This is a genomic window from Pseudomonas sp. lyk4-TYG-107 (assembly GCF_030209055.1).
Lineage (GTDB): Bacteria > Pseudomonadota > Gammaproteobacteria > Pseudomonadales > Pseudomonadaceae > Aquipseudomonas > Aquipseudomonas putida_A.
Window position 1 is genome coordinate 233,258 of the sequence record NZ_JARVST010000027.1, and the last position, 25,668, is coordinate 258,925.

The 25,668-nt window shown below is 60.6% G+C and carries 25 protein-coding genes; 11 read left to right on the plus strand and 14 right to left on the minus strand.

Features of this window, described 5'->3' with window-relative positions:
* Positions 1–54 precede the first annotated feature (54 nt).
* The 4 genes from QRN61_RS22530 to mreB all read right to left on the minus strand — a co-directional run bounded on the left by QRN61_RS22530 (position 55) and on the right by mreB (position 3,478).
* Positions 55–651: a Maf family protein gene (locus QRN61_RS22530; protein ID WP_285375549.1), complete on the minus strand. Its 597-nt coding sequence runs from the start codon at positions 649–651 to the stop codon at positions 55–57.
* Positions 652–695: 44 nt separating this feature from the next.
* On the minus strand, positions 696–1,187 hold the full coding sequence (mreD, locus tag QRN61_RS22535; RefSeq protein ID WP_096795347.1) for a rod shape-determining protein MreD: 492 nt from the start codon (positions 1,185–1,187) through the stop codon (positions 696–698).
* A complete protein-coding gene (gene mreC, locus QRN61_RS22540; RefSeq protein ID WP_150370275.1) occupies positions 1,187–2,299 on the minus strand; it encodes a rod shape-determining protein MreC in 1,113 nt (370 codons plus the stop codon). The genes mreD and mreC overlap by 1 nt, the downstream gene beginning before the upstream one ends.
* A 141-nt stretch (positions 2,300–2,440) precedes the next feature.
* Positions 2,441–3,478 (minus strand): rod shape-determining protein MreB, encoded by a 1,038-nt coding sequence (gene mreB / locus QRN61_RS22545; RefSeq protein ID WP_002555108.1) that lies wholly within the window; start codon positions 3,476–3,478, stop codon positions 2,441–2,443.
* Positions 3,479–3,689: 211 nt separating this feature from the next.
* Between mreB and gatC the strand changes: the two genes are divergently transcribed.
* The 6 genes from gatC to QRN61_RS22575 all read left to right on the plus strand — a co-directional run bounded on the left by gatC (position 3,690) and on the right by QRN61_RS22575 (position 8,993).
* Positions 3,690–3,977: an Asp-tRNA(Asn)/Glu-tRNA(Gln) amidotransferase subunit GatC gene (gatC, locus tag QRN61_RS22550; protein ID WP_003221657.1), complete on the plus strand. Its 288-nt coding sequence runs from the start codon at positions 3,690–3,692 to the stop codon at positions 3,975–3,977.
* A 16-nt stretch (positions 3,978–3,993) separates the two neighbouring features.
* On the plus strand, positions 3,994–5,445 hold the full coding sequence (gene gatA, locus QRN61_RS22555) for an Asp-tRNA(Asn)/Glu-tRNA(Gln) amidotransferase subunit GatA (protein ID WP_285375551.1): 1,452 nt from the start codon (positions 3,994–3,996) through the stop codon (positions 5,443–5,445).
* 10 nt (positions 5,446–5,455) lie between these two features.
* Positions 5,456–6,901, plus strand: a complete 1,446-nt coding sequence (gatB, locus tag QRN61_RS22560) for an Asp-tRNA(Asn)/Glu-tRNA(Gln) amidotransferase subunit GatB (protein ID WP_007961565.1) — start codon at positions 5,456–5,458, stop codon at positions 6,899–6,901.
* Between the two features lie 232 nt (positions 6,902–7,133).
* The gene (locus QRN61_RS22565; protein WP_041072815.1) at positions 7,134–7,508 is read left to right on the plus strand and encodes a septal ring lytic transglycosylase RlpA family protein; all 375 of its coding nucleotides are present in this window, start codon (positions 7,134–7,136) and stop codon (positions 7,506–7,508) included.
* Between the two features lie 46 nt (positions 7,509–7,554).
* Complete coding sequence (locus QRN61_RS22570) at positions 7,555–8,616, plus strand: calcium/sodium antiporter (protein ID WP_183784655.1); 1,062 nt, start codon at positions 7,555–7,557, stop codon at positions 8,614–8,616.
* Positions 8,613–8,993, plus strand: coding sequence for a carboxymuconolactone decarboxylase family protein (locus QRN61_RS22575; protein ID WP_027610831.1), 381 nt, complete (start codon positions 8,613–8,615; stop codon positions 8,991–8,993). The genes QRN61_RS22570 and QRN61_RS22575 overlap by 4 nt, the downstream gene beginning before the upstream one ends.
* Before the next feature lie 109 nt (positions 8,994–9,102).
* On the opposite strand, the gene QRN61_RS22580 is transcribed toward QRN61_RS22575, so the two are convergent.
* The 5 genes from QRN61_RS22580 to kdgD all read right to left on the minus strand — a co-directional run bounded on the left by QRN61_RS22580 (position 9,103) and on the right by kdgD (position 15,708).
* Positions 9,103–10,044: an AEC family transporter gene (locus QRN61_RS22580; protein ID WP_134785438.1), complete on the minus strand. Its 942-nt coding sequence runs from the start codon at positions 10,042–10,044 to the stop codon at positions 9,103–9,105.
* A gap of 158 nt (positions 10,045–10,202) precedes the next feature.
* Complete coding sequence (garD, locus tag QRN61_RS22585; RefSeq protein WP_096795342.1) at positions 10,203–11,756, minus strand: galactarate dehydratase; 1,554 nt, start codon at positions 11,754–11,756, stop codon at positions 10,203–10,205.
* Positions 11,757–11,767: 11 nt separating this feature from the next.
* Entirely contained in the window at positions 11,768–13,132 is a 1,365-nt protein-coding gene (locus QRN61_RS22590) for an MFS transporter (protein ID WP_098967198.1), read from the minus strand.
* Positions 13,133–13,290: 158 nt separating this feature from the next.
* A complete protein-coding gene (locus QRN61_RS22595) occupies positions 13,291–14,736 on the minus strand; it encodes an aldehyde dehydrogenase family protein (RefSeq protein ID WP_285375553.1) in 1,446 nt (481 codons plus the stop codon).
* Between the two features lie 60 nt (positions 14,737–14,796).
* Positions 14,797–15,708, minus strand: coding sequence for a 5-dehydro-4-deoxyglucarate dehydratase (kdgD, locus tag QRN61_RS22600; RefSeq protein WP_285375555.1), 912 nt, complete (start codon positions 15,706–15,708; stop codon positions 14,797–14,799).
* Positions 15,709–15,946: 238 nt separating this feature from the next.
* Between kdgD and QRN61_RS22605 the strand changes: the two genes are divergently transcribed.
* The 3 genes from QRN61_RS22605 (at position 15,947) to QRN61_RS22615 (ending at position 18,048) form a co-directional block, all read left to right on the plus strand.
* Positions 15,947–17,260 carry a phospholipase gene (locus QRN61_RS22605; protein WP_285375556.1) on the plus strand — a complete coding sequence of 438 codons (1,314 nt, stop codon included), beginning with the start codon at positions 15,947–15,949 and terminating at the stop codon, positions 17,258–17,260.
* A 2-nt stretch (positions 17,261–17,262) separates the two neighbouring features.
* Positions 17,263–17,451 (plus strand): hypothetical protein, encoded by a 189-nt coding sequence (locus QRN61_RS22610; protein ID WP_183784662.1) that lies wholly within the window; start codon positions 17,263–17,265, stop codon positions 17,449–17,451.
* 243 nt (positions 17,452–17,694) lie between these two features.
* Positions 17,695–18,048, plus strand: a complete 354-nt coding sequence (locus tag QRN61_RS22615; protein ID WP_115988217.1) for a hypothetical protein — start codon at positions 17,695–17,697, stop codon at positions 18,046–18,048.
* A gap of 4 nt (positions 18,049–18,052) precedes the next feature.
* Here the strand turns inward: QRN61_RS22615 and QRN61_RS22620 are convergent, their stop codons facing one another.
* Together QRN61_RS22620 and QRN61_RS22625 are read right to left on the minus strand one after the other, a co-directional pair.
* Entirely contained in the window at positions 18,053–18,799 is a 747-nt protein-coding gene (locus QRN61_RS22620) for a FadR/GntR family transcriptional regulator (RefSeq protein ID WP_177325602.1), read from the minus strand.
* Positions 18,800–18,990: 191 nt separating this feature from the next.
* Positions 18,991–20,718: an ABC transporter ATP-binding protein/permease gene (locus tag QRN61_RS22625; RefSeq protein ID WP_027610822.1), complete on the minus strand. Its 1,728-nt coding sequence runs from the start codon at positions 20,716–20,718 to the stop codon at positions 18,991–18,993.
* Positions 20,719–20,988: 270 nt separating this feature from the next.
* Between QRN61_RS22625 and QRN61_RS22630 the strand changes: the two genes are divergently transcribed.
* Positions 20,989–21,318, plus strand: coding sequence for a hypothetical protein (locus QRN61_RS22630; protein ID WP_285375559.1), 330 nt, complete (start codon positions 20,989–20,991; stop codon positions 21,316–21,318).
* A gap of 71 nt (positions 21,319–21,389) precedes the next feature.
* Here QRN61_RS22630 and QRN61_RS22635 read toward each other — a convergent pair whose 3' ends face one another.
* Together QRN61_RS22635 and QRN61_RS22640 are read right to left on the minus strand one after the other, a co-directional pair.
* Positions 21,390–21,950, minus strand: a complete 561-nt coding sequence (locus QRN61_RS22635) for a response regulator transcription factor (protein ID WP_003221630.1) — start codon at positions 21,948–21,950, stop codon at positions 21,390–21,392.
* On the minus strand, positions 21,943–23,205 hold the full coding sequence (locus QRN61_RS22640; RefSeq protein WP_027610820.1) for an ATP-binding protein: 1,263 nt from the start codon (positions 23,203–23,205) through the stop codon (positions 21,943–21,945). Before QRN61_RS22640 ends, QRN61_RS22635 begins: the two co-directional genes overlap by 8 nt.
* A gap of 313 nt (positions 23,206–23,518) precedes the next feature.
* On the opposite strand from QRN61_RS22640, the gene QRN61_RS22645 reads away from it, so the two are divergent.
* Positions 23,519–24,238, plus strand: a complete 720-nt coding sequence (locus tag QRN61_RS22645; RefSeq protein WP_202370191.1) for an SIMPL domain-containing protein — start codon at positions 23,519–23,521, stop codon at positions 24,236–24,238.
* A 187-nt stretch (positions 24,239–24,425) separates the two neighbouring features.
* On the opposite strand, the gene QRN61_RS22650 is transcribed toward QRN61_RS22645, so the two are convergent.
* Positions 24,426–24,788 (minus strand): DUF6124 family protein, encoded by a 363-nt coding sequence (locus QRN61_RS22650; protein WP_285375563.1) that lies wholly within the window; start codon positions 24,786–24,788, stop codon positions 24,426–24,428.
* Between the last annotated feature and the right edge of the window lie 880 nt (positions 24,789–25,668).

Below are 25,668 nucleotides of genomic sequence, written 5' to 3' on the forward strand. Positions count from 1 at the left end.
GGGTCTCGTTCAGGCATGTTCACGATAATGGCCGCATCTTGATTCGTACGACGCTCATTGCGCGTTCAGGTTTTGCCAACAGGGTATGCCGAAATGGCCCAACAGTTCTGCGGTTTCGCAAACCGGCAGCCCGACCACCGCCGAATAGCTGCCATTGAGCCCGGCGACAAACACCGCGCCGAGGCCCTGAATGCCATAACCGCCGGCCTTGTCCCGGGGTTCGCCACTGGCCCAGTAGGCCGCCGCCTCTTCGCGGCTGATCAGGCGGAACCGCACCAGACTGCGCACCACGCGCGACTCACAGCGCTCGCCTTCGAGCACGGCGATGGCGGTCAGCACTTCATGCTCCTTGCCGGACAACATCATCAGCATGGCGCATGCGTCGGCTTCGTCCACCGGTTTGCCAAGAATTTTGCCGTCCAGCACCACGGCGGTGTCCGCGCCCAGAACGCAAAATGCCGCGTCGGACACCCGCGTGCGTCGACCGGCCTCGGCCTTGCCACGCGCCAGGCGTTCGACATAGGCCGAGGGCGATTCTTCGGGGAGCGGGGTTTCATCGATGTCCGCACTGATGGCGGAGAACGGCACGCCGATCTGCGTGAGCAACTCACGCCGACGCGGCGAACCAGAGGCGAGGTAAAGCGGCTTCATCAAGACATCTCCCTTGTCGAGGTGCGGGCACATGCCTGACCGAATCAGTTGATTTTGTAGCGCCGGCGCAATCCACGCAAAGCGAAGCTGACCCAAGGCCAGAGCAAGGCACTGACCAGTGCCGGCAGTACCAGCGCCAGGGTGGGCTGACGGTTGCCGGTCAAGGCGCTGAGCCACAGTTGAACCAGTTGAGCGAGGCCGAAGATCACCAGGATCACCAGGCATTGCTGCCACATCGGGAACATCCGCAGACGCTGCTGCAACGACAGCACGAGGAAAGTGATCAGCGTCAGGATCAAGGCATTCTGGCCAAGCAGATCGCCCTGCAGCACGTCTTCGGCCAGCCCCAGGCAGAACGCGGTGACCATGCCGACCGTATGCGGCATGTACAACGCCCAGAAAGTCAGCAGCAAGGCCAGCCAGAGGGGACGCAGGATTTCCATGAACATCGGCAGCGGTGAAACGCTGAGCAGGATGCCGAAGACAAACGTCAGCCAGACAATCCAGCCGTTACGCGAAGCGGTAGCGCCGACCATTATTCTTGTCTCCCGGTGTTGGCTGGCGTGGCGGCAGGTGGTTTCGCCGTCGGGCGCGCAGCAGGCTGGGATGCCGGCGGCTTGCTTGCCGCCGGGGGCTTGGCTGCAGGTTTGGCCGGCGTGGTGCTGGCCGCAGCAGCGGGCGCTGGAGCGGTCGACGCAGCTGGCGTTGCCGCCGCTGCCGGTGTGTTGACGACTTTCGGCACCGTGGCCGGAAGCATCGGGCCACCGCCCTGCGCATCGAGATTTTCCTGGGCCTGCGCCGCATCGTTGGCGCGCTCTTCGGCGGTGCGGTTGTCACTGAACACCAGCAGCAGATAACGGCTGCGGTTCAACGCAGCGGTTGGCACCGCGCGGACAATTGCGAACGGCTGGCCGGAGTCGTGGATGACTTCCTTGACCGTCGCCACCGGATAACCGGCCGGGAAACGCTGACCCAGGCCGGAGCTGACCAGCAGATCGCCTTCCTTGATGTCGGCGGTATCGGCGACATGGCGCAGTTCCAGGCGTTCCGGGTTACCGGTGCCGCTGGCAATCGCCCGCAGACCGTTACGGTTCACCTGCACAGGAATGCTGTGAGTGGTGTCGGTCAGCAGCAGCACCCGGGAGGTGTAAGGCATCAACTCGACCACCTGGCCCATCAGACCGCGTGCATCGAGCACCGGTTGACCGAGCACCACGCCATCGCGCTCACCTTTATTAATGATGATGCGATGGGTGAAGGGATTGGGGTCCATACCGATCAACTCGGCCACTTCGACCTTTTCGTTGACCAGCGCGGAGGAATTGAGCAACTCGCGCAGCCGCACGTTCTGCTCGGTAAGGGCGGCGAGCTTCTGCATGCGCCCCTGCAACAGCAGGTTCTCGGTCTTGAGTTTTTCGTTTTCGGCGACCAGCTCGGTGCGGCTGCCGAACTGACTGGCGATCCCTTCCCACAGCCGTCCGGGCAGGTCGGTGATCCAGTAGGCGTCCATCAACACCAGCGACGCTTGTTTGCGCGCGGGTTTGAGCAGGTCGAAGCGGGCATCGACCACCATCAGCGCGACCGACAGCACGGCCAGCACCAACAGGCGCACACCCAACGAAGGGCCTTTGGCGAAAAGCGGTTTAATAAGCCGCTCCTCCCAGGCAAATGTTCTGTTTATTCATACGGCATCAAACCGGCCTGGATGAAGACTGACAGAAGATAAACGCCAACAGGCAGCACTGCAAAGTGCTGCCTGTGCGCTCACCCACGTATTGCAAACCGGCGCTTATTCGCTGGAGAGCAGGTCCATGGTGTGCTTGTCCATCATTTCCAATGCACGGCCACCGCCGCGAGCAACACAGGTCAGCGGATCTTCGGCAACAATCACCGGCAGACCGGTTTCCTGGGCCAGCAACTTGTCGAGGTCACGCAGCAGTGCGCCACCGCCGGTCAGCACCAGGCCGCGCTCGGCGATGTCGGAAGCCAGTTCCGGCGGCGATTGCTCCAGGGCGCTTTTCACAGCCTGAACGATAGTGGCCAGGGACTCTTGCAGAGCTTCCAGCACTTCGTTGGAGTTCAGGGTGAATGCACGTGGAACGCCTTCGGCCAGGTTGCGACCGCGAACGTCGACTTCGCGAACTTCGCCGCCCGGGTAGGCCGTACCGATTTCCTGCTTGATGCGCTCGGCAGTCGATTCACCGATCAGGCTGCCGTAGTTGCGGCGCACGTAGGTGATGATCGCTTCGTCGAAGCGGTCGCCGCCCACGCGGACGGATTCGGCGTAGACCACACCGTTCAGGGAGATCAGCGCGATTTCAGTGGTACCACCACCAATATCGACGACCATCGAACCGCGTGCTTCTTCAACCGGCAGGCCGGCACCGATCGCAGCAGCCATCGGCTCTTCGATCAGGAACACTTCACGGGCACCGGCACCAAGGGCCGATTCACGGATGGCACGACGCTCAACCTGGGTGGATTTGCATGGAACGCAGATCAGCACACGAGGGCTGGGCTGCAGAAAGCTGTTTTCGTGAACCTTGTTGATAAAGTATTGCAGCATCTTTTCGCAGACGCTGAAGTCGGCGATCACGCCGTCCTTCATCGGACGAATGGCAGCAATGTTGCCCGGCGTACGGCCGAGCATGCGCTTGGCTTCGGTGCCGACAGCAACGACACTTTTCTGGTTACCGTGTGTCCGAATGGCCACAACCGATGGCTCATTCAGGACGATACCGCGCTCGCGCACGTAAATAAGGGTGTTGGCAGTGCCCAGGTCAATGGAAAGATCGCTGGAAAACATGCCACGCAGTTTCTTGAACATGGGAAAGGGACCCTAGGCAACGCGTGGGTAAAAAAGTGCGGCAAACTCTAACAACGACAGGGATTTTGGGCAAGGCGCCAATATGTTAAATTGGCCGCTTTTCTGTGCACCAAGCCCCACAATCGCGGCCTTATGACCGTAGAAGTGCGGTAGTGTTCCGACAATCTAACACACGGACGCCGTCCGTTCTGTTTTCCACTGGAGAATCCCGATGGCGCTAGAACGCTCCGACGTGGAAAAAATCGCACATCTGGCCTGCCTTGGCCTGAATGATGCCGATCTTCCGCACATTACTTCCGCCCTCAACAGCATTCTCGGACTGGTCGACGAAATGCAGGCCGTCGATACCGACGGTATCGAGCCTTTGGCCCACCCGCTGGAAGCCAGTCAGCGCCTGCGCGCCGACGTCGTGACCGAGACCAATCACCGCGAGGCCTATCAGTCCATCGCACCAGCGGTCGAAAACGGCCTGTATCTGGTTCCGAAAGTCATCGACTAAAGGGAAAGAGCCTGCAATGCATCAAATGACTCTGGCCGAGATCGCCCGCGGTCTCGCCGATAAAAAGTTTTCCTCCGAAGAGCTGACCAAAGTCCTGCTGGCGCGTATTACCCAGCTCGATCCGCAGCTCAACAGTTTCATCAGCCTCACCGAAGAGCTGGCACTCGAGCAGGCGAAAGCCGCCGATGCACGCCGGGCCAACGGTGAGAGCGGCGCCCTGCTCGGTGCGCCGATCGCCCACAAGGACCTGTTCTGCACTCAAGGCATCCGCACCAGCTGCGGTTCGAAGATGCTCGACAACTTCAAGGCGCCGTACGACGCCACCGTGGTCGCGAAACTGGCCGCTGCCGGCGCCGTGACCCTGGGCAAGACCAACATGGACGAATTCGCCATGGGTTCGGCCAACGAGTCGAGCTGGTACGGCGCGGTGAAAAACCCGTGGAACCTGGAACACGTGCCGGGCGGTTCGTCCGGTGGTTCGGCGGCGGCGGTTGCCGCTCGTCTGTTGCCGGCGGCCACGGCCACCGATACCGGTGGTTCGATCCGTCAGCCCGCTGCATTCACCAACCTCACAGGCCTGAAACCGACGTACGGTCGTGTTTCGCGCTGGGGCATGATCGCTTACGCCTCCAGCCTCGATCAGGGTGGCCCGTTGGCGCGTACGGCCGAAGACTGCGCGATTTTGTTGCAAGGTATGGCCGGGTTCGACCAGAACGACTCCACCAGCATCGATGAGCCGGTTCCGGATTACTCCGCCAGCCTCAACACTTCGCTGCAGGGCCTGCGCATCGGCGTGCCGAAGGAGTACTTCAGCGCCGGTCTCGACCCGCGCATCGCCGAACTGATCCAGAACAGCATCAAAGAGCTGCAGAAGCTCGGTGCCGTGATCAAGGAAATCAGCCTGCCGAACATGCAGCACGCGATTCCTGCGTACTACGTGATCGCGCCAGCCGAGGCCTCCTCGAACCTGTCGCGTTTCGACGGCGTGCGCTTCGGCCATCGCTGCGAGAACCCGGAAAACCTGATCGACCTGTACAAGCGCTCCCGCGGCGAAGGCTTCGGGCCTGAAGTGCAGCGCCGGATCATGGTCGGTGCCTACGCGCTGTCCGCCGGTTACTACGACGCCTACTACCTGAAAGCGCAGAAGATCCGTCGCCTGGTGAAAAACGACTTCATGGCGGCCTTTAGTGAAGTCGACATCATTCTCGGCCCGACCACGCCGAACCCGGCCTGGAAGCTCGGCGCCAAGAACAGCGATCCGGTCGCTGCCTATCTGGAAGACGTCTACACCATCACCGCCAACCTCGCGGGCCTGCCGGGCCTGTCGATGCCGGCCGGTTTTGTCGACGGTCTGCCGGTGGGCGTGCAGTTGCTTGCGCCGTATTTCCAGGAAGGCCGTTTGCTCAACGTTGCGCACCAGTATCAGTTGAACACTGACTGGCACACCCGCACCCCAACCGGCTTCTGAGGAGACACACATGCAATGGGAAGTCGTGATCGGGCTGGAGATTCACACTCAGCTCACTACCCGGTCGAAAATCTTTTCCGGTAGTTCCACCCAGTTCGGCTCCGAGCCGAACACCCAGGCCAGCCTGATCGACCTGGGCATGCCCGGCGTATTGCCGGTGCTGAACCAGGAAGCGGTGCGCATGGCGGTGATGTTCGGTCTGGCGATTGACGCCGAGATCGGTCAGCACAACGTGTTCGCCCGCAAAAACTACTTCTACCCGGACCTGCCGAAGGGCTACCAGATCAGCCAGATGGAATTGCCGATCGTCGGCAAGGGTCACCTGGACATCGCGCTGGAAGACGGCACCGTCAAACGTGTCGGCATCACCCGCGCGCACCTGGAAGAAGACGCCGGCAAGAGCCTGCACGAAGAATTCAACGGTGCCACCGGCATTGACCTGAACCGTGCCGGCACGCCGCTGCTGGAAATCGTTTCCGAGCCGGACATGCGCAGCGCCAAGGAAGCCGTGGCGTACGTCAAGGCGATCCATGCGCTGGTGCGTTACCTGGGCATCTGTGACGGCAACATGGCCGAAGGTTCGCTGCGTTGCGACTGCAACGTCTCGGTACGCCCGAAAGGCCAGGTCGAGTTCGGTACCCGCTGCGAGATCAAGAACGTCAACTCGTTCCGCTTCATCGAGAAGGCCATCAACTCCGAGATCCAGCGGCAGATCGAGCTGATCGAAGACGGCGGCAAAGTGATCCAGCAGACCCGTCTGTACGATCCGAACAAGGACGAGACCCGTCCGATGCGCTCCAAAGAGGAAGCCAACGACTATCGTTACTTCCCCGACCCGGACCTGCTGCCGGTGGTCATCGAAGAGTCGTTCCTCGGCGAGGTGCGCGCCACCCTGCCGGAACTGCCACCGCAAAAACGCGAGCGCTTCCAGAGCCAGTTCGGTCTGTCGGCCTACGACGCCAACGTGCTGGCCACCAGCCGTGAGCAAGCGGACTACTTCGAGAAGGTCGCAGCCATCGGTGGCGACGCCAAACTGGCGGCGAACTGGGTGATGGTCGAGTTGGGCAGCCTGCTCAACAAGCAAGGCCTGGACATCGACGAATCGCCGGTTTCCGCTGAACTGTTGGGCGGCATGCTGCAGCGCATCAAGGACAACACCATCTCCGGCAAGATCGCCAAAGTGGTGTTCGAAGCGATGGCCAACGGCGAAGGCACCGCGGACGAGATCATCGACAAGCGCGGCCTCAAGCAAGTGACCGACAGCGGCGCGATCTCCGCGGTGCTGGACGAAATGCTCGCGGCCAACGCCGAGCAGGTCGAACAATACCGTGCGGCAGACGAAGCCAAACGCGGCAAGATGTTCGGCTTCTTCGTCGGTCAGGCCATGAAGGCTTCGAAAGGCAAAGCCAACCCGCAGCAAGTGAACGAACTGCTGAAAAGCAAGCTCGAAGGCTGATGCAAATGGGGCCAGACCTGAAGCCTGGCTCCATCCCCTGTGGGAACAATCTTCTATGGCTGGAGGTTTTTTGTGGTGAGGGGATTTATCCCCGATGGGCTGCGAAGCGGCCCAAATTCTTCTGTATCTGGAATTTGGGGGCGCTGCGCGCCCCATCGGGGATAAATCCCCTCGCCACAGAAGCTGATCTTCACATTGGGTTGTTTCCACATTTGTTTTGTGGAGCCTTTGAATGAAACGTCTGCTCGGCGCCTGCGCCCTGCTCTCCTTGCTCGCCGGTTGCGCCAGCAACGACATCATCGACCCGCACGGTTACGACCAGACCGGCGTCGCCTCCTATTACGGTGCCAAACACCACGGTAAACGCACCGCCAGCGGCGAAGCGTTCAACCAGAATTCCCTGACCGCCGCCCACCGCCAATTGCCATTCGGCACCCGGGTGAAGGTCACCAACCTGAAAAACGACAAATCCTGCGTTGTGCGCATCAACGATCGCGGCCCGCACACCCGTGGCCGCTTGATCGATGTCTCGCGCGAAGCCGCCGAACGCCTCGGCATGCTCGGCAGCGGCACGGCACGGGTGCGCATACAGGCCCTCGACGACTGATGGAGCACTGACCATTTTTGCTCTAGCCGATTTACCGCTGATCAATGTGATCGAGCTGCTCAGCGGCCTGATCCTGCTGATCCTCGGCGCCGAACTGATGGTGCGCGCCGCCGTGCGTCTCGCCGCGCGCCTGCATGTGCGACCGCTGATCATCGGCCTGACCATCGTCGCCCTCGGCAGCAGCGCCCCACAGATGGCGGTCAGCTTGCAAGCGACCCTGGCGCACAACCCCGACATTGCCGTCGGCAGCGTGATCGGCAGCAGCATCTTCAACATCCTCGTGACCCTCGGCCTGTCGGCGCTGATCATTCCGCTGCGGGTGTCGCGGCAACTGGTGCGCTTGGACATTCCGCTGATGATCGGCGCCAGCCTGCTGGTGTTCGTCCTCGCTTGGAATGAACAGATCGGCCGCTTCGACGGCGTGCTGTTGCTCGCGGCATTGACGTTGTATCTGGGCCTGTTGCTGCGCCAGTCGCGGCACTCGGCGCGCCCGCATTCGGAATCGCCACAACCTCCGCAGGTGCCGTGGTTCAGCAGTCTGCTGATGATCGTTGTCGGCCTGGCGCTGTTGGTGTTCGCCGGGCATTTGCTGCTCGGCGCAGCGGTGGCGGTGGCGACCGATCTGGGCTTCTCCGAACGGGTGATCGGTCTGACGGTGGTTGCGGTCGGCACCTCGCTGCCGGAACTCGCCACCTCGCTGATCGCCGCATTGCGCGGACAACGCGATATCGCCGTGGGCAACGTGATTGGCGCCAACCTGTTCAACCTGCTCGGGGTGCTCGGGGTCACTGCGTTGATTGCGCCGACGCCGTTGTCGGTCTCGCCGAACGCGCTGGATTTCGACTTGCCGGTGATGCTCGGCGTCGCCGCGCTGTGCCTGCCGGTGTTCTATTCCGGCTACCGCGTGACCCGCGCCGAAGGTTTGTTGTTGCTCGGTTTGTACGCGGCTTACGGGCTGCACGTGGTGTCGTTCACCACCGGCATGCCGCTGGCCGGCAAACTGGAAAAACTGATGCTGTTCTACGTGCTGCCGACGCTGCTGGCGTTTCTGTTGTTCACGTCCGTACGCGCCTGGCGCCGCCAACACCACAAGAGGGATGTGCCATGACCGATTCGCAGAAAACCGGGGTTGAGATCCGCCGTCAGGTAATGGGCGATGCGTTCGTTGATCGCGCGCTGGGCAACGCCACCGAATTCACTCAGCCGTTGCAGGATTTCGTCAATGAACACGCCTGGGGCGGCGTGTGGAATCGCGAAGGTCTGCCGCTGAAAACCCGCAGCCTGATTACCCTTGCAGCGCTGACCGCATTGAAGTGCCCGCAGGAATTGAAGGGCCACGTGCGCGGTGCGCTGAACAACGGCTGCACGGTCGAAGAGATTCGCGAGGCGCTGCTGCATTGCGCGGTGTACGCCGGGGTGCCGGCGGCGATTGATGCGTTTCGTGCGGCGCAGGAAGTGATCGATACCTATCAGAAACCTGAATGATCGAACTGACGCCTTCGCGAGCAAGCCCGCTCCCACATTGGGAATGCATTTCCCTGTGAGAGCGAGCCTGCTCGCGAAGAGGCCCTGTCAGCCACTGAAGATCTGTCAGTCAGATCCACCCACCCCACTGCAACAGAAAGATCCCGATATTGGTGGTCACCGCCGCCATCAGCGTGGTCAGCACAATGATCGCCGCTGCCAGCTCATGATTGCCCTGCGCCGCCCGGGCCATGACGAAACTGGCCGCCGCCGTCGGGCTGCCGAAGTACAGAAACAGAATCCCCAGCTCTGCGCCACGAAAGCCCCACAACCACGCCCCCAGCGTCGCCAGCACCGGCAGGCCGATCATCTTCACCAGACTCGAACTCAGCGCCATGCTGCCGCTCTTGCGCAGCGCCGCCAGTGACAGCGTGCCACCAATGCAGATCAGCGCCAGCGGCAAAGTGGTTTGCGCCAGATACTGGCCGGAGGTTTCCAGCCAGCCCGGCAGGCTGATCTGGAAATAGGCGAACGGCGCGGCGGCAATCACGCTGATGATCAGCGGGTTGCTGAACACGCTTTTGCAAATGCTCCACGGATCGGACTTGATCACCGGGCTGTACACCGCGAGCACGATGGTCGACAGCGTGTTGTAAAACAGGATCACCAGCGCCGCGAGAATCGCCCCGAGGGAAATCCCGTAGTCGCCGTACATGCTCGCCGCCAGCGCCAGACCGATCACCCCGTTGTTGCCGCGAAACGCGCCCTGGGTGTAGATGCCGCGATCTTCGCGCGGGCACTTGATGATCGCCCAGCCCCAGGCCAGGGCAAAACTCACCAGCGTCGCGATCGCAAAATAGATCAGCAGCGCCGGTTGCAGTGCGGCGTGCAGATCCGCATGCAGAATCCCGAGAAACAGCAGCGCCGGCATGCTGACGTTGAACACCAGCGCCGAGGCGGTGTGGATGAAGTTATCGTTGATCCAGTCGATGCGCTTGAGCAACACCCCGAGGAACAGCATGGCGAACACCGGCGCGGTGATGTTCAGGGTTTCGAGGAAGATTGCCAGCATGCCGGGGGAGCCTTTGGGTGAGCGTCGTCAGGGCTTAATGATAAGCCACCCGATCCTTTGGCGTCTGTTGGATCGCTTTCGCGAGCAGGCTCGCTCCCACAGGGGAATGCATTTCAAATGTGGGAGCGAGCCTGCTCGCGAAGAACGATGACGCGGTATCAGGTAATCGGCGCCGGATTGAACAGGGTGATGTCGTTATGCAGCTTGTGCTTCTCCGCCCACGTCTGCTGCTTGCCGCTCGCCACATCCAGGTAATAGTGGAACAACTCCCAGCCCAACTCCTCGATGGACGCACGGCCGGTAGCAATCCGCCCGGCATCGATATCGATCAGATCCGGCCAGCGCTGCGCCAGTTCGGTGCGGGTCGAGACCTTGACCACCGGCGCCATCGCCAAACCATACGGCGTACCCCGTCCGGTGGTGAACACATGCAGGTTCATCCCCGCTGCCAACTGCAAGGTGCCGCAGACAAAATCACTGGCCGGCGTCGCGCAGAAAATCAAACCCTTCTGCTTGAACCGCTCGCCCGGGCCGAGCACGCCGTTGATCGCGCTGCTGCCGGATTTGACGATCGAACCCAGCGACTTCTCGACAATGTTCGACAACCCGCCCTTCTTGTTGCCCGGCGTGGTGTTGGCGCTGCGATCCGCCTCGCCTTTGGCTAGATAACGGTCGTACCAATCCATCTCGCGCACCAGTTCCTGCGCCACGGTCTTGGTTTCGGCACGGGAAGTCAGCAGATAAATCGCATCGCGTACTTCGGTGACTTCGGAAAACATCACCGTCGCCCCTGCGCGCAGCAGCAAGTCCGAGGCATAACCCAGCGCCGGGTTGGCGGTAATGCCGGAGAACGCATCGCTGCCGCCGCACTGCATACCGAGGATCAGCTCGGAGGCCGGCACGGTTTCGCGGCGGCGCTGGTCGAGCTTCTTCAAACGGACTTCGGCCAGCGCCATGATCTGCTCAATCATCTCGGTGAAACCGTGACTGGAATCCTGCAGGCGATACAGCCATGGCTCGCTGAGATCGACCGAGGCATCGTCCTCGTGCATCACCTGCCCGGCCTGCAATTTCTCGCAGCCTAGGCTGATCACCAGCGCTTCGCCACCGAGGTTCGGGTTACGCGCCAGATTGCGAACGGTGCGGATCGGTATATAGGCGTCAGTGGCGGTGATCGCCACGCCGCAGCCGTAACTGTGGGTCAGCGCCACCACGTCATCGACGTGCGGATACTTCGGCAGCAACTCGTCCTTGATGCGTTTCACCGCGTGATCGAGCACGCCAGTCACGCACTGCACTGTGGTGGTGATCCCGAGAATATTGCGCGTACCGACGGTGCCGTCGGCGTTGCGATAACCCTCGAACGTGAAGCCTTCCAGCGGGGCCTGTGCGGCAGGCACCTCGGTGGACAGCGGCAGGCTGTCCAGCGGCGGCGCGGTCGGCATGCGCAGTTGATCTTCCTTGACCCAGCTGCCACGCGGGATCGGCTGCAACGCGTAGCCGATGGTCTGGCCGTAGCGAATCACCTGGCCGCCCTCGGGAATGTCCTCGAGGGTGACCTTGTGGCTCTGCGGCACAAAGTCCACGGTCACCAGACCGTCCGGGAACTCGGTGCCGGCCGGTACGCCCTGGTCGTTGACCACAATCACTACGTTGTCCCGCTCGTGCAGGCGGATGTAGCGCGGCGAGTCGGAATGTTCAATCAACTGCATGACGCCGCTCCTCAGGAATGCGCTTGAGACAATTTGCCGGTGATTTCAGAACCACCGTTGGTTGGCGGCTCTTTGAGCACCACACGTTTGATCGGACCGACGATCACCAGGTAGCTGAACACCGCGACCAGTGCGTTGGCACCGACAAACACCAGCGCCCACTTGAACGAACCGGTGGAGCTGATGATGTAGCCAATCACGATCGGCGTAGTAATCGAGGCGATGTTGCCGAAGGTATTGAACAGGCCACCGCTCAGACCGGCGATCTGTTTTGGCGAAGTGTCGGACACCACTGCCCAACCGAGCGCGCCCACGCCTTTGCCGAAGAATGCCAAAGCCATGAAGCCAACCACCATCCACTCCACATCAACATAGTTGCAAGCGACGATGCTGCTGGACACCAGCAGACCGGCGATGATCGGTGCCTTGCGGGCGAAGGTCAGCGAATGCCCTTTGCGCAGCAAGTAATCGGAAATCACCCCGCCAAGCACGCCACCTATGAAACCGCAGATCGCCGGTAACGAGGCGATAAAACCGGCCTTGAGGATGGTCATGCCACGCTCCTGCACCAGGTACACCGGGAACCAGGTCAGGAAGAAATAGGTGATGCCGTTGATGCAGTACTGACCCAGATATACACCGAGCATCATGCGGTTGGTCAGCAACTGACGGATGTAATCCCACTTCGGACCGTCGGATTTTTTGCCTTGCTTGACGTCCATGTCGACCATGCCGCCGTTGTCGGCGATGAACTGCACTTCGGCTTCGTTGGCCAGCGGGTGTTGACGCGGGCTGTGGATAACCTTGAGCCAGATCCCCGAGAACACGATGCCGAACAGGCCCATGACGATGAATACGTGTTCCCAGCCGAAGGTATAGACGATCCAGCCCATCAGCGGTGCGAACAGCACGGTGGCGAAGTATTGCGCCGAGTTGAAGATCGCCGAGGCGGTACCGCGTTCTGCAGTCGGGAACCAGGCCGCGACAATGCGCGCGTTGCCGGGGAACGACGGCGCTTCGGCCAGACCCACCAGAAAGCGCAGCATGAACAGCGCGACGATCGCCGTGGACATGCCGAATTCACCGACAAAGCCTTGCAGCACGGTGAACAGCGACCAGGTGAAAATGCTCAGGGCATAGACTTTTTTCGAGCCGAAGCGATCGAGCAGCCAGCCACCGGGAATCTGCCCGGCGACGTAGGCCCAGCCGAAAGCAGAGAAGATGTAGCCGAGGGTGACCGCGTCGATGCCGAGGTCTTTTTGCAGGCTGGAACCGGCGATGGCGATGGTCGCGCGGTCGGCGTAGTTGATCGTGGTCACCAGAAACAGCATGAGCAGGATCAAATAGCGGACGTGAGTCGGCTTGGACGATTGCATGTAGATGTACTCCCACTGATTATTTTTATGCGCGGGTGAATCTTCTTTGGTGTTGCTTTTGTGGGAGCTGGCTTGCCAGCGATGGCATCACCGCGGTACGAGGACATATCGCGTCGTCCGCATCGCTGGCAAGCCAGCTCCCACAGGTATTGCGTGTATCAGGAACCGATGTAGGCAGTTTTCACCACGGTGTAGAACTCTTGCGCATAGCGCCCTTGCTCACGTGAGCCATAGGATGAACCCTTACGGCCACCGAACGGAACGTGGTAATCGACACCGGCGGTCGGCAGGTTGACCATCACCATCCCGGCCTGCGAATGACGCTTGAAGTGGTTGGCGTACTTCAGCGACGTGGTGGCGATACCAGCCGACAGACCGAACTCGGTGTCGTTGGCCATCGCCAGCGCCGCTTCGTAATCGGCCACGCGAACGACGTTGGCCACCGGGCCGAAGATCTCTTCACGGCTGATGCGCATCGACGCCTCGCTGTCGGCAAACAGCGTTGGCGCGAGGAAGTAGCCTTCGGTGTCGCAGGTCACCAGACCACCGCCGCTGACCAGACGTGCACCTTCGGACTGGCCGAGGTCGATGTACTTCATGTCCTGTTCAAGCTGCGCCTGGGAAACCACCGGACCGATGTCGGTGCCGGATTTCAGCGCGTGGCCGACCTTGATCGACTGCATGCGCTCGGCCATGGCCTCGACGAATTTGTCGTGAATCCCGGCGGTGACGATCAGGCGGCTCGACGCCGTGCAACGCTGGCCGGTGGAATAGAACGCGCTCTGCACCGAGAGCTCGACCGCTTGTTTGAGGTCGGCGTCGTCGAGAATGATCTGCGGGTTCTTGCCGCCCATTTCCAGTTGCACCTTGGCCTGGCGCGACACGCAATTAACAGCGATCTGCCGCCCCACGCCCACCGAACCGGTAAAGCTGATGCCATCGACTTTCGGGCTGTTGACCAGCGCTTCGCCGACCACTCGACCGCTGCCCATCACCAGGTTGAACACGCCGGCCGGGAAGCCTGCACGGGAGATGATTTCCGCCAGCGCCCAGGCACAACCCGGCACCAGATCCGCAGGTTTCAGCACCACGCAGTTGCCGTAGGCCAGCGCCGGGGCGATCTTCCAGGCCGGGATCGCAATCGGGAAGTTCCACGGGGTGATCAGGCCGACCACGCCAAGGGCCTCGCGGGTCACTTCGACATTGACGCCCGGGCGCACCGACGGCACGTAGTCGCCGGACAGACGCAGGCATTCACCGGCGAAAAACTTGAAGATGTTGCCGGCGCGGGTCACTTCGCCGATGGCTTCGGGCAGGGTCTTGCCCTCTTCCCGGGCCAGCAGGGTGCCGAGTTCTTCGCGACGGGCGAGGATTTCCGTGCCGACTTTATCCAGCGCATCGTGACGGGCCTGAATGCCCGAAGTCGACCACGCCGGGAACGCGGCGCGGGCCGCATCGATGGCGGCGTGAACCTGAGTCAGGTCAGCCTTGGCGTAGTCGCCGATGGTGTCGCTCAACTCGGACGGATTGATGTTCGCCGAGTAATCGGCACCGGCGACCCATTCACCGTTGATGTAGTTGTCGTAACGCTTGGAATCAGCCACAGAAAATTCTCCTCTCTACGCAAAAGCCGCTGATTGCTCAGCGGCCTTGTGGGTCGGTGTTTATTGCGCGCCTTGCTTGTCGATCAGCGCAGCGAGCATTTCGTACTCTTCGCCGGTCAGGTCGGTCAGCGGCGCCCGCACCGGGCCTGCGTCATAGCCGGCGATCTTGGCGCCTGCCTTGACGATGCTCACGGCATAACCGGCTTTGCGGTTGCGGATGTCGAGGTATGGCAGGAAGAAGTCGTCGATGATCTTGCCGACGGTGGCGTGATCTTCGCGAGCAATCGCGTGGTAGAAATCCATCGCGGTTTTCGGGATGAAGTTGAACACCGCCGAGGAGTAAACCGGCACGCCCAAAGCCTTGTAGGCAGCGGCGTAGACTTCGGCGGTCGGCAAGCCACCGAGGTAGCTGAAGCGATCACCGAGGCGGCGACGGATCGACACCATCAACTCGATATCGCCCAGACCGTCCTTGTAGCCGATCAGGTTTGGGCAACGCTCGGCCAGACGTTCCAGCAGTGGCGCGGTCAGGCGGCAGACGTTGCGGTTGTAGACCACCACGCCGATGTTCACCGATTTGCACACCGCTTCAACGTGGACGGCAACGCCGTCCTGGCTGGCCTCGGTCAGATAGTGCGGCAGCAGCAACAGGCCTTTGGCGCCCAGGCGCTCGGCTTCTTGGGCGTACTCGATGGCTTGACGGGTCGAGCCGCCGACACCGGCCAGAATCGGCACGCTGCTGGCGCAGGTGTCGACGGCAGTCTTGATGATTTCCGAGTATTCGCTGGCTGCCAGGGAGAAGAACTCACCGGTGCCGCCGGCGGCGAAGAGTGCCGACGCGCCGTACGGGGCCAGCCATTCCAGACGTTTGATGTAGCCAGCGCGGTTGAAATCGCCCTGGGCATTGAAATCGGTGACCGGGAACGACAGCAGACCGGCGGAGAGGATGGACTTCAGTTCTTGTGGATTCATTTTTCGAACACCCTGGGTAGCAACATTTTTTTGTGAGTTTTATGGTTCAGCCAGCGCTGAAGTTGTAGGTCATCGTACAACTTAAAAGATAACCGTCAACTGCATTTCATCGTTGCCCCGCACTTTTTGTCGGACAAGATTCCTTCTTGACGTAGGAAAAATCTGGTCTAGGCTCGATTTAACTGTATATACATACAGCTAAAAATAAATCCACCGACGACATATCAAGGAGCCAGAAATGTCCGGACTGCATGCAAAACCACAGGAAAGACCCACACTGGTCATCGCCCGATTCGAAGATCTTTTCACTGTAAACGGCATCCACTTCAGCACCGACAATCCGCGTCTGCTGCTGCACATCGCCGACGCCCACAGCGATGTCGAATCGGCCATCGCCCTCCCCGGCAAAGCGTTGAACATTCGACCGCCACTGCGCTTTGAAGGCGCTGAACACACGGCCATCGGCGACAACACCCTGCTGCGCTTCAGCGAAACCGCCGAACCGATCCGCGCGCAAACCAAGCCCTTGCACTTGCCCAATGGCCTCGCACTGACCTACGGCCAGGTGGTGGCGCTGGCTGGAGATTTCTACGGCGTGGTCGATCGACCGATCAACGAAGGCGCGACCCCGGCTGATCGCCTGAACCGTTTCAATGCCGCCTTCGACTCTCTCGCCGTGCTGCCGGCCTCCCGCGCCGAGGCCACACAGATTCTCGCGGTCATGCAAAAAGAGATCGACGCGGTTAAGCAGGCGATCAAGGACGGCAAAGCACCGCACGAAGCCTACGACGCGCTCGGAGATACGTTGTCCGAAGAGTGGAACAAGATCACCGGCGGCGGCAGTTTTGTCTCCGCGCTGTTCCCGCTTGGGCGTTATCTGAAACTGGCGGCGAACAACGCCGACCACTTCGGCGAATGGGCCAGACTGGCCTACATCGCCGGCCACACCGCCGCCCTGCAAACCGCAGTCGCGGCCCGCGCCACTCACGATGAACAACGATTGGAACGGGCCTACGCGATGAACGCGTTTGCCGACCACTTCCTCACTGACCTGTTCTCTGCCGGCCATCTGCGGGTGCCGCGCAAGGAGATGGCGGCGGTGGTCACGCCGGGCGATCTCGGCTCGCTGGTGACCCGTTTCATGCACGACGAGGACAGCAAATTCGGCCTCAAAGTGCGCAACGCCCATGGCGATCAATGGCGCGCCTACGGCGACAAACGCTACTTCGACGCCAGCGATGCGGACAACCGGACCCAGGTCAATCTGGCGGTGCAGGCCTCGGCGGATGAAGTCTTCGCTGCTTACCTCAGCGGCAACGTGCCCGCCCCTTCGACATTTGCCGCGCTGCAACGCCTGCCGGATCTGACGGCGGTGCTGAATCTTTCGAATAACTTCGCGCCGCTGTTCCGCGTCGAAGGCGGCAAGGTGCTGCGGCGCAAAGATGTGAACAACCTCAACGACACCGCCACCGTCGACGACTGGTGGGGCTGGAGCACGTACCTGCTGCTCAAGGATTACCACCCGACGGGCAACGTCAATCAAGGAGAATGAGCATGACGATCAGATTGAAACTGGAACTGGCATCGGGGCAATCGCTGCAAGGTGCACCGCTGGAGTTGCTGGCAGATGGCAAGCCGATTGCGCGGGGGATTGTGGATGAGGACGGTTTGGTAGCGTTTACTGCCAAGCCGGGGAAAGCGCAACTGGCAGTGAGGGTGGACCGCTCGATATTGCCGCGCTGAACTCACCGGCCCCTTCGCGAGCAAGCCCGCTCCCACGTTGAATGCATTTCAAGTGTGGGAGCGGGCTTGCTCGCGAAGGGCCCGTGACTAAGACCGTTCGTCGAAACTGGTATTTCTTACAGGTGCCAGATCAATCCTCTCCCGGCTTCAATGTTCAAGGAGTTAACGAACCGGCTCCGCCAGGTAACGCCGTAATCAGCTTGCCTTCAAACGGTTTGATGGATATTGAAACGGAGTTTGATCATGACCGCACAAGCTAAAGCTTTCGCTGCGCCAAGTCTCAGGGAAGCAGAAGACGGAAAACTTTATGTTGGCGAACTGACGGGAGCTGCCCACGGAGAAGTGCCGCCATACCTTCATGCATCTGTCGGTGACGGAATTACTTTTCATGTAGTGACCACCTCCGGTAACACGTGGAACGACCATCACGTACTGACTGCGCCCGAGGTAGGAAAGCCAATCATTTTCTTAATCCCCAAAGATGTTTTTGAAAAGAAACTGATTCCCGAAGCGACTGCCGATCTCCACTACATCGTCACACGTTTCAATCAGGTACCAGAGAAATCACCGTCTCTGCGCATTAAACTGGAACGGTAACCTTTCACCCCTGCGCCTGCGCCTCTTCATGGGCCTGGCGCAGTCTTTCGCGGCTGTTGGTCAAATGCAGGCGCATTGCCGCTCGCGCCGCATCGGAATCCTGACGGGCAATCGCATCGTAGATTTCCTCGTGCTCGCGGCTCAGGCGGTTCATGTAGTGCTGCTGATCATCATGGGCCAGGCGCGCCGAATTCAGCCGCGTACGCGGAATGATGCTGGTGCCCAGGTGGGTCATGATGTCGGTGAAGTAGCGGTTGCCGGTGGACAGGGCGATTTCCAGGTGGAAGGCAAAGTCCGAGGCCACCGCATCGCTGGCGTGGGCGACGCTGTCGTTCAGCGCATCGAGGGCGGCGCGCATGGTCGCCAGTTGTTCGGGACTGCGGCGTTGCGCGGCGAGGCCGGCGGACTCCACTTCCAGGCTGATGCGCAATTCGAGAATCGCCAGCACGTCACGCAGGGTGACGACCGTGGCCGGGTCGATGCGAAAACCGCTGGGGCTCGGCGTGTCGAGCACGAAGGTGCCGATGCCGTGGCGGGTTTCCACCTGGCCGGCAGCCTGCAAGCGGGAGATCGCCTCGCGCACCACGGTGCGGCTGACGCCGTGCTCCTGCATGATCGCCGACTCGGTGGGCAATTTGTCGCCGCGCTTGAGCAGACCGTCGCGGATCTGCTCGGTCAGCACCGTCACCAGCTCCTGAGCCAGGCTGCGGCGCTTGCGTGGGAGGCGTGGAGTGTCGATCGGGTTTTCCATGGTCAACGTCTGGTCTCGAAAATTCGGCTTGGTGGGCATCATAGCGCAGGCGGGTTGTACGATCACATCCCGCCTCACAATACCCCATGTGGGAGCGGGCTTGCTCGCGAAGGCGGTGTGTCAGGCAACCGATTTGTCGACTGAAGAGACGCCTTCGCGAGCAAGCCCACTCCCACAGGGGGTTGTGGTGATCAAGCGGTCACGGCCTGCTCCACCAGATGCCCGCTGTCGATCCGCACATGTCTAGGGTGGAAACGCTTCAGGCTGCTGCGATGGCCGACGCTGACGATGCTCAGGCCCGGCAACTGATCGATCAGCGCCTGATACAACGTTGCCTCATCCTCTTCATCCATCGCCGACGTCGCTTCGTCCATGTACAGCCATTGCGGTGCATAAAGCATGGCGCGGGCGAAAGCCAGGCGTTGCTGCTCACCCGGCGACAGCATGCGCTGCCAGTGATTGGCTTCGTCCAGACGCGCAACCAGATGCGGCAACCGGCAGATTTCCAGCACCTGCGCGTAACGTTCTGGCGCGTAGGTATCGCCCGGCTGTGGATAACTCAAGGCCTCGCGCAAGGTGCCGATCGGCAGGTACGGTTTCTGCGGCAGGAACAGGTAACGCGCCGCCGGCAGCCGGATGTTGCCGTGGCCCGCCGGCCACAGATGCCCCATCGCCCGCAGCAACGTCGACTTGCCGCTGCCGGATCGGCCGCTGAGCATCACCCGCTCGCCCGGCTCCACCGTCATGTCGGCATTGGTCAGCAGGTGACGACCATCAGCCAAGTCCAGACCGAGATTGTGCACTTTGAGTTCGCTGCCCTGATTCTGCACATCGATGGCCGGGGTGCGCTGTTCGTTATCGGTCATGGCCTGACGGAAACTCAGCAGACGATCACAGGTGGCACGCCAGGACGCGAGGCTTTGATAAGCACTGATGAACCAGCTGAAACTCTCCTGGACGTTGCCGAATGCCGAGCTGATCTGCATCAGCTCACCCAGTTCGATCTTGCCGGCGAGGTAACGCGGCGACGCAACGATAAACGGGAAAATGATCGCAGCCTGGCTGTAACCGGCAGTGAAAAATGTCAGGCGCTTGGACACTTTCATGATGTCCCAGAAGTTATGCCAGACCATGCCGAAACGGTTGCTCAAGCGGCGATTCTCGTTCGGCTCGCCGTTGTACAACGCGATGCTCTCGGCATTCTCGCGAATCCGCACCATGGAAAAACGCAGGTCGGCTTCGAAGCGTTGTTGTTGGTTGTTCAGGCCGATCAGGCGACGACCGATCAAATGCGTCAGCCAGCTGCCCACCACGGCGTAGACCAGCACGCACCAGAACATGTAGCCGGGAATGGTGATGCCGTAGACTTCGATGCTGCCCGACACGCCCCACAAAATGATCGAGAACGACACCAGGCTGACAATATTGCGCAGCAGGCCGATCCCCAACTCAAGGGTGTTGGAAGTGAAGTTGTTGAGGTCTTCGGAAATCCGCTGGTCCGGGTTATCGGTGTAACCACCCTGCTCCAGCTGGTAGTAATTCTTGTCGGCGAGCCAACGGGAGAAATGCTTTTCGGTGAGCCACGCCCGCCAGCGAATCGTCAGCATCTGGGTCAGATACAGCCGATACACCGCACCGACAATCGCCACCGCCGCAATGCCGCAGAAATACAGAATCAAGCGCCAGAACGCCGCTTCATCCTTCTTTTGCAGGGCGTTGTAGAAATCCTTGTACCAGGTGTTGAACCACACCGAGATACCCACACTCAGCAGCGAGAGTGCGATCACCGCAATCAGCAACGTCCAGGCCTTGCCCTTCTCTTCGCTGCGCCAGTAAGGCGTGATGATCGCCCACACCTTGCGAAAAAACTGCCCGCGCACAGCATCGTTGACCGCGGAATATTCAGCGTTCTGATTCATGGAAAAGGCTCGATAAAGAAAAGAACAGACACGCACCGATCATAGTTGATCGGTTCGTTTTATCGCCAGAGTGGGACTGGCTCATTCAGGGATTGTTCAGATTGATGGGGGTTTCAGTATCGCAGCGAGCGCACGTACCGTTCATCGGGACTGTCAGAGTTGACAGTAGAGGGGGGCGATTCAGGCTGATCAACTGGGCTGGCCTCCTGCAAGGAATTCGCTGTGAATCAGGAGAGCAGGTTACCCCTCTGACAACGAAAGGAATTGGTCATGAACAAAGAAGAAAACCCGCTTAATGCTCCAACCAGCGATTCGATCAAGAAAGGCGAACTGTCTATCAGTGAGCTGAGTGATGCGGGGGCTAAATTCATATTCTGGTCCGATAATACCGAGGTTCATATCGATGATGCCTATGTCCGTTATGAAGGCACCCAATCTGAAATCAACCGACAAGTCGGTAATCAGAACAAGGTCATTCTCCCGGTATCAAAAGCTATCTTGAAACAATGGGTAGGAAAGAAACTCTACGCACAATGCAACGGAACTCTGGGCGAATGGCATTACAAATCGCCACCAACGCACTTCACGGTTGTAGATTGAACCCAAGGCGCTACCCGAATGCAGGGTAGCGCCTGTTTCATTCAGTCCAGCTCATTTGCCCAGAAAAACTTTCAACGACGAACCGGGCGCTTCTGCAGTTTGCGCTGCAGGGTGCGGCGGTGCATGCCCAAGGCACGGGCAGTGGCGGAGATGTTGCCTTCGTGTTCGGTCAGCACGCGCTGGATGTGCTCCCATTGCAGACGGTCAACCGACATCGGGTTTTCCGGCACCAGGCTGTCGAGGTCGGCGTGCTCGGAGAGCAGCGCGGCCAGTACGTCATCGGCGTCGGCCGGTTTGCACAGGTAGTTGCAGGCGCCGCGCTTGATCGCTTCGACCGCGGTGGCAATGCTCGAATAACCGGTGAGGATCACCACGCGCATTTCCGGGTCCAGCTCCAGCAGCTTGGGCAGCAGCACCAGGCCGGAGTCGCCGTCCATTTTCAAGTCCAGCGCGGCGTAGTCCGGCAGGTCGGCCTGGGCGATGGTCAGGCCTTCTTCGGCGGAACCGGCGGTGCTGACGCGAAAGCCACGACGAGCCATGGCACGGGCCATTACTCGGGTGAACGTTGCGTCGTCGTCGACCAGCAGCAAATGCGGCAGTTCTTCGCCTTCGACTTGGATTTCGTCACTCATGTTGGTCTCCTCGGGCGCCGTGGGGCAGGCGCAGCTCGGTGAGCGTGCCGCCTTCCTCATGACTATAGAGTTTCACTGAGCCGCCGGCGCGTGTCACGCTGGCCTTGCTCAAAAACAGGCCCAGGCCGAAACCTTTGCCCTTGGTGGTAAAAAACGGTTTGCCGATCTGCTCGGCGATGGCCAGCGGCACACCAGCGCCGTGGTCGCGAATGCTGATGGTCACGGTTTCCGCGTCCCAGTCCAGCGTCACCTGAAGATTTTCCGGGCAGGCGTCGGCGGCATTGTTCAGCAGGTTGAGCAGCGCCTGGGTCAGGTCCGGCGGCGGCGCCATGCGCGGCACGGTGCCCTGGCCGAGACGCTGGAAACGGTAACTGGCTTCCGGACGCATCAGGTGCCAGCGGTTCAGCGCTTCGTCGAGCCATTGGGTGACGTCCTGCATCTCCACGGCCATACGACGGTTGGCTTCGGCGGCGCGCACCAGTTGCTGCAGGGTTTCTTTGCAGAGTTTGACCTGATCCTGCAGCACCTTCAGATCATCCTGCAGCATCGCGTCGGGATGATCCTGCTGCATTTCCTTGAGCAACACACTCATGGTCGCCAGCGGCGTGCCGAGTTCATGCGCGGCGCCGGCCGCCTGAGTGGCGACGGCGAGCAATTGCTGATCGCGCAAGCCTTCTTCGCGACGAATCGCCCGCAACTCTTCCTGACGACGCAGCTCTTCCGCCATGCGCGCGGCGAAAAACGTGATGACCGCAGCGGCCAGCGCGAAGCTCAGCCACATGCCGTAGATCTGCAGGTTCTCGCGAGCCACCGGCAGGGTTTCCAACGGATAGAAACGCGTGAGCATCACGGTGTACAGCGCCAGCGCGATACCCGACAGAATCACCGAATAACGCCACGGCAGCGTCACCGCCGCGATGGTCAGCGGCACCAGATAGTAGGAAACGAACGGGTTGGTCGAACCGCCGGAGAAATACAGCAACGCACTGTGGATCACCAGATCACAGGCCAGTTGCAGGGCATATTCGAGTTCAGTCACCGGCCATGAAGTGCGCAGGCGTACGGCGGTGAACACGCACAGCAGAATCGAGCAGCCGAGGGTCATCGCCAGTTGCACCCACGGCAACGGCAGCAGTTGCAGCCAGTAGGCCAGGCCGACGGAACCGGCCTGCGCGGCGAGCACCAGGGTGCGAATGAAGGTCAGCCGCCAGAGGTTCTGGCGAGTGGCGGAAGTCAGTTGTACGGGGGCGAGCATGAGCTCTCCTGATGAGCGCTCCAGGCGGATCGCACGGAGTATAACCAAGCCGCGCCTTTGAGAGGCGAAAGTGCGGCAAATGACCACATGGCGAAAACATTTTCGGCGGCTATAAGGGCGCCTTCGCGAGCAGGCTCGCTCCCACAGAGGAATGCATTTCAAAAGTGGGAGCGAGCCTGCTCGCGAATGGCCGCGCAGCGGCCCGCTGCATCTGTATAGAAGTTGTAACTGGGCGAACCGGATCGCAGAAGCTAGAGTCTGATGGTTTCACGCAGGGACGAACCAACACCTGCGCATTATTCAAGGAGCCTTCATGCACAACTTTCGCCGCAGCGCCGCCCTTATCGCCCTGACCGTCGGCAGCATCGCCAGCCTTCCGGCGCTGGCCGCCGATGAGCTGCACTACAACCAGATTTCCCTGCGCGCCGAAGTCAGCCAGGAAGTGGCCCGCGACCTGATGATCGTGACGCTCTACACCGAAGCGCAAAACACCGACCCGGCCAAACTCGCCGCCGACGTCAGCACCACCATGAACAAGGCACTGGCCCAGGCCAAGCAAGTCAAGGACATCACCCTGCGCCAGGGCAGCCGCAACAGCTACCCGATCTACGACACCAAGGGCCAGAAAATCACCGGCTGGCGTGAACGCGCCGAACTGCGCCTGGAAAGCGCCGACTTCGCCGCCCTGTCCAAACTCACCGGCGAACTGCTGACCGACCTGAAAATGGGCGGCATGGACTTCGCCATCGCCGAGCCGACCCGCAAGGCCAGCGAAGACAAACTGCTCAAGGAAGCCGTCAGCGCCTTCAAGGCCCGCGCGCAACTGGCCACCGATGCCTTGGGCGGCAAGGGCTACAAAATCGTCAACCTGAACCTCAACAGCAACGGCTACCCACAACCGTACATGCGCGCCCCGATGATGATGAAAGCTGCCGGCATGGCGGATTCGGCACCGGTCACGCCGGAAGTCGAAGCCGGCACCAGCCAGGTCAGCCTGACCGCCGACGGCTCGATTGAAGTGCTGATGCAGTGAATTGATGCGGGCTGAATGAGAAACCGGTGATCAGAGAATGATCGCCGGTTTTTTTGTGCCTGGATTTTGTGTTGTCTGATCTGCCGTCATCGCTGGCAAGCCAAGCTCCCACAAAGTCATGCGCCAATTTCAAAATCGGCAAAAACCTGTGGGAGCTGGCTTGCCAGCGATGAACGATGACGCGGTCTCAGGCTTGTGGATCAACCCGATCCAGCGCCCGATTCACCGCCAGTTCAGCCAGCATGATGATCTGCTGAATCGCCAGCGCCGTATTGCGCTGCGGGCGACTGAGCTGATCGGCGAAATCACTGGCCATGGTGTTGGCCGAGGCCAGGGACTCGCAGGCGTGGGCCAGCAGACTTTCCGTGTCGATGCCCGGATGGACGAGGAACATCGAACTGGGTGGACGCGGTTTTGTGGATTCGGGGCTGAGGTAGAAATCGAGGGCGCGTTTGATCGCTTCGCGGTTTTTTGCGAGGTCTTCGGCGTGGAGGGCTTCGGTGAGTGGGGTTGTAGGTTCGAGCGGTGGATCTGGGACGGGTTTGGACATGCATTTCACCTATGACGTTAGGCCACCTCAAGCCGTTTCTCACACGACGAAGAGGTGGCAGCTTTGTGCGGGGTGAGAAACCGGTCATAGGCACCCGGCCAGACAAAAGTCTGCCCGCACAGAGCCGCCATAACGTAATTGCATACAGCGTATTGGCTGGCGGCAATTATGCGGGTATGGGCACTGAATGACTATGAACTGCCGGGTTCTCACGCCCGATCGCTGAATCTTCAGCGACAGTTCAAGGCTAGAGAGCTCACGTCCGAGGGACAACCTGAAAACCTTGTGGGAAGGTTCTGGTTATTTGAAACGACTTTAAACAAGCCAATTTTATCAGGTGACTGGACGGGCCTCTTCGCGAGCAAGCCCGCTCCCACAGTGGATGGCGTGCAGGCCGTTAGAGATTGGTCGGCTGTCAGGCCGCCATCACTTAGCCAGTCGCCGCACCCGCTTTTCACCACTCACACGATGAGCGTTAGCTCGAGTACCGCTTTTGATCTTGATCCACGGGCGACGTCGGAAGGCTGAGTGGAGGGATTGATCCGGGGGTGGGAGCGCAGCGACCGTTTGGCGCAGCCAAACACAGCGAGAGGAGGTGCAGCGAAGCAAACCGTAGGCGCTGCCCCCCGGATCGATCCCGCAGCGAAGGCACCCCGAGCCCCAGCGAGCGGGCCGAACGCAGGAGCAAGCGTTTTTGGTTACTTTTTAGGCGTTTGTAAAAAGTGACCCGCCGTCAGGGCGGAACCATAAGCCGCAGCACCCGAAGAAACGGATATGCCCAAACAGCGCTGGATATACCGAGATAGACGCATCCCCTCAAAAAACGATATTTCCGAACACCCCCGAATCCCCGCTAACCTCAAGGAACAACCACCTCCAG